The 11,549-nt window shown below is 37.0% G+C and carries 12 protein-coding genes; 11 read left to right on the top strand and 1 reads right to left on the bottom strand.

Annotation, left to right across the window (positions count from 1 at the left end):
* Window positions 1-76: 76 nt before the first annotated feature.
* The 3 genes from CKK03_RS11325 (at window position 77) to CKK03_RS11335 (ending at window position 3,303) form a co-directional block, all read left to right on the top strand.
* Window positions 77-667 (top strand): genetic competence negative regulator, encoded by a 591-nt coding sequence (locus CKK03_RS11325; protein ID WP_099351720.1) that lies wholly within the window; start codon window positions 77-79, stop codon window positions 665-667.
* Window positions 668-913: 246 nt separating this feature from the next.
* Window positions 914-2,197: a Glu/Leu/Phe/Val family dehydrogenase gene (locus CKK03_RS11330; protein WP_099362692.1), complete on the top strand. Its 1,284-nt coding sequence runs from the start codon at window positions 914-916 to the stop codon at window positions 2,195-2,197.
* Window positions 2,198-2,337: 140 nt separating this feature from the next.
* Complete coding sequence (locus CKK03_RS11335) at window positions 2,338-3,303, top strand: YpdA family putative bacillithiol disulfide reductase (RefSeq protein WP_099362693.1); 966 nt, start codon at window positions 2,338-2,340, stop codon at window positions 3,301-3,303.
* Between the two features lie 24 nt (window positions 3,304-3,327).
* On the opposite strand, the gene CKK03_RS11340 is transcribed toward CKK03_RS11335, so the two are convergent.
* Window positions 3,328-4,299: an asparaginase gene (locus tag CKK03_RS11340; protein WP_099362694.1), complete on the bottom strand. Its 972-nt coding sequence runs from the start codon at window positions 4,297-4,299 to the stop codon at window positions 3,328-3,330.
* A gap of 136 nt (window positions 4,300-4,435) precedes the next feature.
* Between CKK03_RS11340 and prsW the strand changes: the two genes are divergently transcribed.
* From prsW to rpsA, 8 genes are all read left to right on the top strand, one after another.
* Window positions 4,436-5,077, top strand: coding sequence for a glutamic-type intramembrane protease PrsW (gene prsW / locus CKK03_RS11345; RefSeq protein WP_099362695.1), 642 nt, complete (start codon window positions 4,436-4,438; stop codon window positions 5,075-5,077).
* 172 nt (window positions 5,078-5,249) lie between these two features.
* Complete coding sequence (gene sleB / locus CKK03_RS11350) at window positions 5,250-6,308, top strand: spore cortex-lytic enzyme (protein WP_425432861.1); 1,059 nt, start codon at window positions 5,250-5,252, stop codon at window positions 6,306-6,308.
* 18 nt (window positions 6,309-6,326) lie between these two features.
* Entirely contained in the window at window positions 6,327-7,682 is a 1,356-nt protein-coding gene (gene ypeB / locus CKK03_RS11355; protein ID WP_099362697.1) for a germination protein YpeB, read from the top strand.
* A gap of 217 nt (window positions 7,683-7,899) precedes the next feature.
* Window positions 7,900-8,577 carry a flagellar brake protein gene (locus CKK03_RS11360; RefSeq protein ID WP_099362698.1) on the top strand — a complete coding sequence of 226 codons (678 nt, stop codon included), beginning with the start codon at window positions 7,900-7,902 and terminating at the stop codon, window positions 8,575-8,577.
* Window positions 8,578-8,651: 74 nt separating this feature from the next.
* On the top strand, window positions 8,652-8,834 hold the full coding sequence (locus tag CKK03_RS11365) for a YpfB family protein (protein ID WP_099362699.1): 183 nt from the start codon (window positions 8,652-8,654) through the stop codon (window positions 8,832-8,834).
* A 149-nt stretch (window positions 8,835-8,983) separates the two neighbouring features.
* Window positions 8,984-9,655 (top strand): (d)CMP kinase, encoded by a 672-nt coding sequence (gene cmk / locus CKK03_RS11370; RefSeq protein ID WP_099362700.1) that lies wholly within the window; start codon window positions 8,984-8,986, stop codon window positions 9,653-9,655.
* 5 nt (window positions 9,656-9,660) lie between these two features.
* The gene (locus CKK03_RS11375; RefSeq protein ID WP_099362705.1) at window positions 9,661-10,242 is read left to right on the top strand and encodes a lysophospholipid acyltransferase family protein; all 582 of its coding nucleotides are present in this window, start codon (window positions 9,661-9,663) and stop codon (window positions 10,240-10,242) included.
* Window positions 10,243-10,362: 120 nt separating this feature from the next.
* The gene (gene rpsA, locus CKK03_RS11380; protein ID WP_099362701.1) at window positions 10,363-11,499 is read left to right on the top strand and encodes a 30S ribosomal protein S1; all 1,137 of its coding nucleotides are present in this window, start codon (window positions 10,363-10,365) and stop codon (window positions 11,497-11,499) included.
* Window positions 11,500-11,549 lie beyond the last annotated feature (50 nt).

An 11,549-nucleotide genomic window follows, 5' to 3' on the forward strand; every position in this document is an offset into this window, starting at 1 on the left:
CCAAGAACATAATTTATATTCCTTCATAAAATAAAGAAACGGTTGCTGTAGGTGTGATGGTGAGGGAGGGTTTTTAATGCGTCTCGAACGCTTAACTTATAATAAAATCAAGATTTTTCTAACATTCGATGATCTGGTTGATCGTGGCCTCACTAAAGATGATCTTTTGTCGGATTCGCTTAAGGTCCACCAATTATTTCGAGATATGATCGAAGAAGCAAGTATCGAATTAGGCTTCGAAGCCGATGGTCCTATTGCTGTTGAAGTGTATTCCTTACAGGCTCAAGGTATGGTGATCATCGTAACTAATTCAGTAGGTGACCTTGAAGACGAAGAATTTATGGATGAAGATTACATTGAAATGCAGGTTACACTTGATGAAAGTAAAGATATCTTTTATGAGTTTCGCTCATTCGAAGATGTGATCCAACTTTCAACCAGATTAATAAGTTTATCAATAGATGGTGGAAGATTATATTCATTTAAAGATTATTTTTATTTACTACTTGAAGATAATTTGACACTCCAAACTGAAAACGTCATTGCCATTTTAGCGGAATTTGGCAATCCTGCAACCATTACAAAATATAGGGTCCATGAATATGGGAAAATACTTTTTAAAGAAAATGCAATGAAAGATATTTACAAGTATTTTATTAAAAAATAGGAAAGACCTCTAACCTAGATTAGGGGTTTTTCTTTTATGTTGTTAGCTATAAATCTTATATTGGAAACTGGTTTACAAATTAGAAAGAAAAATGAAGATTCTTCATTTTTCATCTTGCATAAACATATGGAAGGTGTATACTAGTGACTGGAAAGGTGGACAATAAGAGAAATTCGATTCGCCATGTTCACCGCACTTTTTGAACATCCTCTAATGGAATTGTGAAAAATCTTGGGAGGTTTACAAATGGTAGCCGAAAACAAAAAGGACATTTCAGGGCAGAATAAGGAAGAAAAGATGGATGTCCTCAAATCTACACAAACAGTTATACATAAAGCATTAGAAAAACTAGGGTACCCTGAGGAAGTTTATGAACTATTAAAAGAACCGATTCGAATGATGACCGTAAAAATTCCTGTAAGAATGGATGATGGATCTGTTAAAATCTTTACAGGCTATCGCGCACAGCATAACGATGCGGTAGGTCCTACAAAAGGTGGAATTCGATTTCATCCTAATGTGACCGAAAAGGAAGTTAAAGCGCTTTCGATTTGGATGAGTTTAAAATGTGGTATCGTTGATTTACCATATGGTGGAGGAAAAGGTGGAATCATTTGTGATCCTAGAGATATGTCATTCCGCGAGCTTGAACGATTAAGTCGTGGATATGTTCGTGCAATCAGTCAAATCGTAGGTCCTACAAAGGATATCCCGGCTCCAGATGTATTTACCAATTCACAAATCATGGCCTGGATGATGGACGAGTATAGTCGCATAGACGAATTTAACTCACCAGGATTTATTACGGGTAAACCGCTTGTGCTAGGTGGGTCACATGGTCGTGAGTCTGCAACTGCAAAGGGAGTTACAATTTGTATTCGTGAAGCGGCGAAAAAACGTGGCATTGATTTGGTAGGTGCCCGTGTTGTTGTACAAGGCTTTGGAAATGCAGGAAGCTTTTTATCTAAATTTATGCATGATGCCGGTGCCAAAGTAATTGGTATTTCAGATGCATATGGTGGTTTATATGATCCGAATGGTTTAGATATTGATTATCTATTAGATCGTCGAGACAGTTTCGGAACAGTTACGAAGTTATTTAATGATACAATCAGTAACAAGGAATTATTGGAGCTTGATTGTGATATTCTTGTTCCTGCTGCGATTGAAAACCAGATTACTGAAGAGAATGCCCATAACATAAAAGCAAGCATAGTAGTGGAGGCTGCAAACGGACCTACTACACTTGAAGCAACACAAATCTTAACTGAAAGAGGAATTCTGCTAGTACCGGACGTTTTAGCAAGTGCTGGTGGTGTTACCGTTTCTTATTTCGAATGGGTTCAAAATAACCAAGGCTATTACTGGTCAGAAGAAGAAGTGGAAGAAAAACTTGAAAAAGTAATGGTCAAATCCTTTGAAAATATTTATACAACTGCGCAAAATAGACGTGTTGACATGAGACTTGCAGCCTACATGGTAGGAGTAAGAAAAATGGCAGAAGCTTCACGCTTCAGAGGTTGGATTTAACATTATTTTCATGTGAGTTTAACGAGTCTGGGCAGGAAATGTGTATACTGTATTTGATTTATCATTTTATTTGCAAAGACAAGAAAAAACTCCTATCATTTTGGTAGGAGATTTTTTTTTGACTAATAGGAGTGACAAATATGCAATTCGAAGAAGTCGTCATTGTTGGTGGGGGTCCCTGTGGACTGGCAGCAGCAATCGCACTGCAAAATATTGGAATCGATCCATTAGTGATTGAAAAGGGGAATATTGTGAATGCAATATACCATTATCCAACACATCAAACATTTTTTAGTTCAAGTGAAAAATTAGAAATAGGGGATGTACCATTTATTATTGAGGGTCGAAAGCCAAAAAGAAACCAGGCCTTGGCTTATTATCGTGAAGTGACAAAACGAAAGAAAATTAGAGTAAATGCGTTTGAAAAAGTGGCAGAAGTCCTAAAGCAAGAAAATGGAGAGTTCCTGATCACTACTTCAAAGGGTAAATATCAATCAAAATACGTTATTATTGCGACTGGATATTATGACAATCCAAACTATATGAATGTTCCTGGTGAGGATCTACCTAAAGTGTTTCATTATTTTAAAGAGCCACACCCATATTTTGATAAGGATGTCGTTGTTATCGGAGGAAAGAACTCGAGCGTGGACGCAGCATTAGAACTTGCAAATGCAGATGCAAGAGTAACAGTCTTATATCGTGGTTCCGAATATTCGCCTAGCATTAAACCCTGGATTTTACCTGAATTTGAAGCATTAGTACGAAATGGGATTATTACCATGGAGTTTAATGCAAATGTCCTGGAAATCACACCAGATGCTGTTAGTTATCAGGTTGGGAATGAGAAGAAACAAGTGAAGAATGATTATGTCTTTGCAATGACGGGTTACCATCCGGATCACAGTTTTTTACAAAAAATGAATGTTGAAATCGATAAAGAAACAGGCAGACCTCTATTTAACCCTGATTCAATGGAAACGAACGTAGAGGGTATTTTTATTTCCGGTGTTATTGCCGCAGGAAATAATGCCAATGAAATATTCATCGAAAATGGACGTTTCCATGGTGACTTAATTGCAAAAACTATAATGGAAAGAAAATAGGGCGACCATACTGGCGCCCTTTTCTTATTTGTAAAACATTTCTTGGAGTTCGTCATGGTCATTTGTGATTTCTAAAGTGACTAGTAGTTTGAGTCTTGCCTTTTGACCATTTAAACCATTTGAAAAAATCATACCAAAATCTTTTAATTGGCGTCCGCCGCCTTCATAATTGTAAACTTCCTGTACATATCCATTGAAACAGCGGGAAACTAAGACAACCGGTATTCCACTATCTATAAGCTTCTTTAACTCTGGTACCATTGTTGGGGGGAGATTACCTTGTCCAAGGGCTTCGATAACTAAGCCATCAGGATGTAATGAGCGAATCGCTTGAATGATGGACCCATCCATACCCGCGTATGCTTTTAGTAGGACAACATTTTTTGTGATCTTTTCTATTTCATATGTTTCTCGAACATTTGGTACATGGTGAAAGGTAATCTCTCGTTTACTCACAATCCCTAATGGACCATACTGTGGGCTTTGGAATGTAGCAATATTACTTGTGTGAGTCTTTGTTACGTTCTTTGCTGAATGTATTTCATCGTTTAGGACAACTAAAACCCCTTTCCCAACTGCACTATCGGAAGCCGCTACCCGTACAGCTGAGATCAAATTATACGGACCATCTGCCCCAATCTCATTGCTTGACCTCATCGCTCCAGTTACAACAATTGGTATATCAGATTGAACGGTTAAATCTAGGAAATAAGCCGTTTCCTCAAGTGTGTCAGTCCCATGAGTAATAACTACACCCTCGATCCTATCTTCCTTGATACTTGTTTCTATTTTTTCCTTTAGTATCAACATGATCTTTTCAGTAATATGTGGAGATGGCAACTGGAATAAATCCTCTACCTTAACATCAGCAATGGATGATAAAGCATCAGTGTGAAGAAGCAATGGATTTTGTTGGTTTTGCTGTACCGCACCGGTGTCTTTATCCTCCATCATTGCGATTGTTCCGCCTGTGTGTATAATAAGTATTTTTTTCAATGTTACTCCCTCAATTCTATATAGGAAAATTATCCATAAACAGGATAGTTCATATTTTCTTTTACCAATTTACATGTTACGATAAAAGTATCTGTTACTCAAACATTAATTGATTATTAGGGAGAAGAGGAATTATATGGTGGCGGTCATAACCGCAGGACTTGCACCTGGACTTGCGTTATTAAGTTATTTTTATTTAAAAGATAAATATGAAGCAGAACCCATTTTCATGGTTTTTCGAATCTTCATTTTTGGTGCTTTATTGGTATTTCCAATCATGTTTATCCAATATGTCTTAGGGGTTGAAGAGGTATTTAAGCACAGCTTTTCACAGGCGTTCTTAAAGGTAGCTCTATTAGAAGAGTTTTTTAAATGGTTTATCCTTTTTTATACCGTTTATCAGCATATTGAATTTGATGAACAATATGACGGAATAGTCTATGGTGCAGCGCTGTCGTTAGGATTTGCAACTTTAGAAAATATTCTTTATCTATTGGCGAACGGGGTTCATTTAGCTGTAGGTCGTGCCCTATTGCCAGTATCAAGTCACGCTCTGTTCGGTGTGATTATGGGGTTTTATCTTGGAAAAGCTAAATTTTCTCCGAATGAAAAGCGAAAATGGATTTTGATATCCTTCTTATTTCCATTCCTCTTACATGGGATGTACGATTACATACTTTTATCTTTAAAAAAATGGATTTATATGATGATCCCATTTATGTTGTTTTTATGGTGGTTTGGATTACGAAAAGTAAAAATAGCAAAACCAAATGTTTAGATAACCTGTCGCTTAGGCAGGTTATTTTTTATGTTCATTTTTAATCAAATATAAAATCTGAATAAAATACCAATCTCTACAGAAAATACTTGTAAGTATATATAGAAAATGGTTAGGGAGGTAATTGATCATGAGCTTCAAAAAATATTTGATGTTCCCCATCGTCCTTATCATGTTTGTCAGTGTGTTCATAGGCGGAACTAACTATAATGTTCATGCTTTTTCAGAACAGATTATTCAACGTGGTGCAACAGGTGACGATGTAATTGAACTGCAATCAAGACTTCAGTATAACGGTTATTACCACGGAACGATTGATGGAGTATATGGATGGAGTACGTATTGGGCTGTTCGTAACTTCCAAAAGGCTTTCGGGCTAGAAGAAGTAGATGGTCTCGTTGGTGACAAAACGAAAGCCATGATAAACCGCTTTACAAAATATAATAAGCAATTTGTATATGATAATTTGCGTAAAGGGAATCGTTTTACCCACTATGGAGGCGTTCCGTGGAGCATCCAGTCCGCTCCATCTGAAGCGAATATCCAAAAAGCAAAAACAGCTGCAGAGGCAAGGCGAACTGATATAGAAAAGCAATTTACAGCGGTGCAAAAGCAACCACAGGCTGGAAAGGGCCAAGCTCAACAACCGAAGACTAAAGCACCAGCACAACAGCAACCAAAAGCGAAGCAACCAGCTCAACAGCAACAGCAGCCTCAAGCTCAGCCAAAACAACCACAAGGGCAGCAGGGCCAAGCTGGTCAGGCTCAACAGCCTCAAGCTCAACCGAAACAACCAGCTAAACAACAAGCAAAGGTTGAACAGCAGGAAGAGGTACAATCACAAGGTCCTACAGCAGTAAATATGCCGGGTGGATTTTCGCAAAATGATATTCAGCTCCTTGCAAATGCTGTTTATGGAGAAGCTCGTGGAGAGTCATATGTTGGACAAGTAGCAATTGCAGCAGTGATTTTAAATCGTTTGGATAGCCCGACCTTCCCGGATACAGTATCTGGTGTAATTTTTGAACCACTTGCGTTTACGGCAGTTGCGGATGGACAAATTTGGTTGACGCCGAATGAGCAGGCAAAGAAAGCAGTAATTGATGCAATAAATGGTTGGGATCCGACAGGTGGTGCAACCTATTACTTTAATCCAGATACAGCAACAAGTAAGTGGATTTGGGGTAGACCACAAATTAAGAGAATCGGAAAGCACATATTCTGTAATTAGAATGGAAGGTGAGACAAGTTGCTAAGAGGAATATTAATTACAGTACTTACGATAGGGATTATTGGAACAGGCTATTGGGGCTATAAAGAGCACCAAGAGAAAAATGCCATTCTAATACAAGCAGAAAATAACTACCAACGAGCGTTTCATAATTTAACGTATCATATTGACCTTTTACATGACAAAATTGGAACAACACTTGCAATGAATTCACAAAGTTCACTATCTCCAACACTTGCAGATGTGTGGAGACTTACGTCCGAGGCACATTCAGATGTAGGACAATTACCATTGTCTCTTATGCCTTTTAATAAAACGGAAGAGTTTCTAAGTAATATCGGGGATTTTAGTTATCGTACAGCAGTACGTGACCTATCAAAAGAACCATTGTCTGATAAAGAATACAAAACGCTTCAACAGCTCTATAAAAATGCAGAGGATATCCAAAAGGAGCTTCGGACTGTCCAACATCTAGTTATGGAGAATAACCTTCGCTGGATGGATGTTGAATTAGCGCTAGCTTCAGGTGAAAAACAGGCTGATAACACCATTATCGATGGTCTTAAAACCGTTGAAAAAAATGTGGCTGCTTATTCTGAGAGTGAGTTTGGTGTCACGCTTACAACGACGAAAAAAGATGGTAATAAATTTCCTAACTTAGAAGGACCAGAAATAAATGAAGAACAAGCAAAAGAAGTCGCAAAAAAGTTCCTAGGGTTAAAAGGGAACATTGAAATGAAGGTTACCGAAAACGGTGAGGGATCACAAAATGGATTTTATAGTCTAGAAATAAATGATCCAAAATCAAAAGTAAATACGTTCATGGATATTACGAAAAAGGGTGGAATTCCGATTTGGATCATTCGTAACCGTGAAGTTGCAAAAAGTACAATTAGTCTTAATGATGCATTTAACCGAGCTCAGAAATTTTTAAAAGAGAATAAATTCGAAAACTTAGAGCTATTTGAAAGTGCTCAATATGATAACATAGGAGTATTTAATTTCGTTTCCTCTACTAATGGAGTCAGAGTGTATTCAGATTCCATTAAAATGAAAGTAGCACTTGATGATGGAAACATTATCGGTTTTACCGCAAGAGATTATTTAATGGCTGGCAAGATTAAAACAACTGGTAAACCAAAAATTTCAATAGAAGAAGCGAAGAAACATATTAACCCGAATCTTGAAATAATGGAAGATCGTCTAGCTATCATAACAAATGACCTAGACCAAGATGTCCTTTGTTATGAGTTCTTGGGAACAATTAATAATGATACGTACCGAATCTTTATCAATGCTGAAAATGGATTTGAAGAAAAGGTTGAAAAGCTTAAAAATGCTGAGCCAGTCTACAAAGGGTTAAACAAATCATAGGCGTACAAAAAGGAAAGCAAATTTGCTTTCCTTTTTTTATTGGCTAGCACAAGCACCTAGCCCCTCGAGGTCATAAGCCAATCCTTCAAGAAGGATAAAAGGCATCCTTCTCGCCGGCTTTTCTTAAGCTTGTCGGGGCTGAACAAGGTACTTGTGCTTTTCTATTTATTCGTGGTTTAATTAATATACAGAATGTTTTTAGAAAGAGTGAACGTCCGTGTTGAAAATTGGGGATATGATCAACCTTGAACCAACCACTAATCCAAATGGTGAAAAATATAGATGCAGGGTTGTTGAAAGAAAAGAACACAAGCTCTATATTGACTATCCTGTTAATATGAAAACAGGGAAAACAGTTTATTTATTAAATGGAACAATGTTAAAGGCTTTTGTAGCGGGAGATAGTACTTCGGCTTATTTTTTTGATACTTCAGTACTAGGCAGAGTAAAACAAAATATCCCTATGATTGTTCTTTCCTTTCCAGGTGACGATCATATGTTTAAGATTCAACGACGAGAATATGTACGAATAGAAACACCGGTAGATGTCGCAATTCACAGCATGAACGGGGATTTTCAGCCATTTGTTACAATTACACATGATATTAGTGCTGGTGGCGCCTCAATCATTCTACCTTCTTCGAAAAGCCTTAATCCTGGAGTAGATATAAACACATACTTTGTCTTCCCATCTCTTTCTGATGAATATCAATATGTATCCTTTAAAAGTAAAGTAATCCGTATTATTGAAGGGAAAAACGAAGAAAGAAAAAAAGCGTCAATTAAATTTGTGGACGTTACAGAGTCAGCTAGGCAACAGTTAATTAAGTTTTGTTTTCAAAGACAATTATTGTTAAAGAAAAAAGGCATACATTCTAGCGAATTGAAAGAATAGCACGCTTTTCTAGAATAAAAAAAGAGTTACATTAGCATACTAGTAGTAAAAACTTGGTTTAGGGCTGGTATGGAATGAAAAATTTTGAACGTATTTTAATTAAGCTTGCTATTATTCAATTTATCTTTCTACTTGTTGCACAGGCTATTATTTTATATAGCCCGTTGACTCCGTACATCACGAGAATGATTGAATATGAAGGTGTCGACAAATCAGACACGACTAAAACCATTGAAACATTATTAAATAACAATTAGAATATAAATGCAGGGATTCCCTGCATTTTTTCGTAAGTAGGAATACTGTTCTAATGAATAAATATAATAAGCTTTAGAGAACAAGCTTATTTGTTTATCGGGGTAAAGGACCTTTTTAGAGCGTTACTAACAGGAGGCATACTTAGTTTATGGACAAGAAGATTTCAATCGCAATAGACGGACCAGCAGCTGCTGGAAAAAGTACTGTTGCAAAAATTATTGCAAAAGAATTATCTTACATATATGTTGATACAGGTGCAATGTACCGTGCATTAACTTACAAAGCATTGCAATTATCCTTAGATTTAGAAAGTGAAGAACAGCTTCTTGATGCTCTTCAAAATGCAAATATAGAATTAAGACCTAGCGAAAATGGTCAGCTTGTTTTTATTGATCACAAGGATGTAACCGAAAAAATTCGTGAGCATGATGTAACAAATTCAGTTTCGATTGTTTCCAAACATCGTAAGGTTCGGGAAGATATGGTAAGACGCCAACAAAGCTTTGCTAAGTCCGGTGGAGTTGTGATGGACGGAAGGGACATCGGGACGCATGTGCTGCCAGATGCAGAAGTGAAAATATTCCTTCTCGCTTCTGTTGACGAAAGAGCTGAACGTCGCCACCAAGAAAACCTTTCAAAAGGATATCAGTCGGATTTAGAACAACTAAAGTTGGAAATTGCACAAAGAGACAAATTAGATTCAGAACGTGAGGTTGCTCCATTACGAAAAGCAGAAGATGCGATCGAAATTGATACAACATCATTAGGCATCGAAGAGGTTGTTGCGAAGATTATGGATGTTGTAAAGGAAAGGATTTGAATGGAATGAATCTTTACCCCTTTGCAAGAGGATTAGTTGGAGCAATCATCAAGCCTCTTTACCGTATTGAAGTCATAGGTAAGGAGAATATACCTAAGGAAGGTGGGGTCTTGATTTGTTCGAATCATATCGACAATTTAGACCCACCTGTAGTTGGAGTAACTTCTCCAAGACATATTCACTTTATGGCAAAAGAGGAATTGTTTAACGTACCATTATTAGGTGCGATTTTACCAAAAATAAATGCATTCCCAGTAAAACGTGGGATGAGTGATCGTGAAGCACTAAGAACAGCGTTAAAGGTGCTAAAAGAAGGGAATGTGTTAGGCATTTTCCCTGAAGGAACAAGGAGTAAGGATGGAAAGCTTGGAAAAGGTTTAGCGGGAGTTGGCTTTTTTGCACTACGAACTGATTGTGTTGTTATCCCGTGCGCAATCTTAGGGCCTTATAAACTGTTTGGTAAATTAAGAGTGGTATACGGTAAACCAGTTCATATGGAAAAGTTCAGAACTGAAAAAGCATCACCTGAAGAAGTAACCAATAAAATTATGGATTCTATAAGAGAAATACAGCAAAAATATCAATAGATTAAGAGTTTATACTTGACAAATATCTCTATTTATTAGAAGTTAATTAAAAGAATATTTTTATAAATGTCTTTATACATACATTGTTTTTCGTGTTTGACTTTGAAGGAGGTAATTGGAATGGCAGAGGATATGAACCAAGTTGAGTACAAAGAGTTACAAGTTGGTGATGTAATCACTGGCAAGATTACAAAGGTTGAAGAGAAGCAAGTTTTTGTTTCAGTTGAGAACAGTAAGTTAGATGGCATTATCCCAATTAGTGAGCTATCCAGCCTACATGTTGAAAAAGCTAGTGATGTTGTTTCAGAAGGAGAAGAATTAGAGCTTTCTGTTACAAAAGTTGAGGAAGAAGCTTTAATTTTATCCAAAAAAGCTGTACTTGCTTCTAAAGCGTGGGATGATTTAGAGCAAAAGTATAATTCAGGTGAAGTATTCGAAGCGGTTGTTAAAGATGTTGTAAAAGGTGGACTTGTTGTTGACCTTGGTGTAAGAGGATTTATTCCAGCATCTTTAGTTGAAAATTATTATGTGGAGGATTTCTCTAATTACAAGGACAACTCATTAACTGTTAAAGTTGTTGAGCTTGACCGTGAGAAAAATAGAGTAATCTTATCACATCGTGCTGTAGTTGAAGCAGAGCAAAAAAATAAAAAACAACAGGTTTTAGATTCTTTACAAGTTGGAGCTGTACTTGAAGGTACTGTTCAACGATTGACAGATTTCGGCGCATTTGTTGATATCGGTGGCATTGATGGACTTGTACACATTTCTCAGCTTTCGCATGAGCATGTTTCAAAGCCTTCCGATGTTGTTTCAGAAGGTCAAGTGATTAAGGTTAAAGTATTATCTGTCGACCGTGATAATGAAAGAATTTCGTTATCAGTGAAGGAGACATTACCTGGACCTTGGGAAAGCATCTCTGAAAAATTATCGATCGGTGATGTAGTTGAAGGAACAGTAAGAAGACTTGTTTCCTTTGGAGCTTTTGTTGAAGTGTTACCTGGAGTTGAAGGGCTTGTTCATATTTCACAAATTTCTTCTAAGCATATCGGTACTCCTCATGAGGTACTGAAAGAAGGCCAAGAAGTAAAAGTGAAGGTCCTTGAACTGAATCAATCTGAAAAACGTATTTCATTAAGCATGAAAGAACTAGAAGAAAACGTTGAAGAAGACTACAGCAAATACCAACAACAAGAAGAAACAACAGGTTTTCAGCTTGGAGAAGTAATTGGTGACCAATTAAATAAATTAAAGTAAGCATCGAAAAAGCTCTCACCCATAATAAAGTGTACCCCTTGTAAAGGACA

This window comes from Fredinandcohnia onubensis, assembly GCF_002734215.1.
In the GTDB taxonomy this organism is placed as follows: domain Bacteria; phylum Bacillota; class Bacilli; order Bacillales; family Bacillaceae_L; genus Ferdinandcohnia; species Ferdinandcohnia onubensis.

What these genes read in the sequence shown, in the direction of transcription:
- prsW (WP_099362695.1), top strand. Translation starts at nt 4,436, where the DNA reads ATGGTGGCGGTCATAACCGCAGGACTTGCACCTGGACTTGCGTTATTA.
- rpsA (WP_099362701.1), top strand. Translation starts at nt 10,363, where the DNA reads ATGGCAGAGGATATGAACCAAGTTGAGTACAAAGAGTTACAAGTTGGT.
- CKK03_RS11330 (WP_099362692.1), top strand. Translation starts at nt 914, where the DNA reads ATGGTAGCCGAAAACAAAAAGGACATTTCAGGGCAGAATAAGGAAGAA.
- CKK03_RS11375 (WP_099362705.1), top strand. Translation starts at nt 9,661, where the DNA reads ATGAATCTTTACCCCTTTGCAAGAGGATTAGTTGGAGCAATCATCAAG.
- CKK03_RS11365 (WP_099362699.1), top strand. Translation starts at nt 8,652, where the DNA reads ATGAAAAATTTTGAACGTATTTTAATTAAGCTTGCTATTATTCAATTT.
- sleB (WP_425432861.1), top strand. Translation starts at nt 5,250, where the DNA reads ATGTTTGTCAGTGTGTTCATAGGCGGAACTAACTATAATGTTCATGCT.
- CKK03_RS11325 (WP_099351720.1), top strand. Translation starts at nt 77, where the DNA reads ATGCGTCTCGAACGCTTAACTTATAATAAAATCAAGATTTTTCTAACA.
- CKK03_RS11335 (WP_099362693.1), top strand. Translation starts at nt 2,338, where the DNA reads ATGCAATTCGAAGAAGTCGTCATTGTTGGTGGGGGTCCCTGTGGACTG.
- cmk (WP_099362700.1), top strand. Translation starts at nt 8,984, where the DNA reads ATGGACAAGAAGATTTCAATCGCAATAGACGGACCAGCAGCTGCTGGA.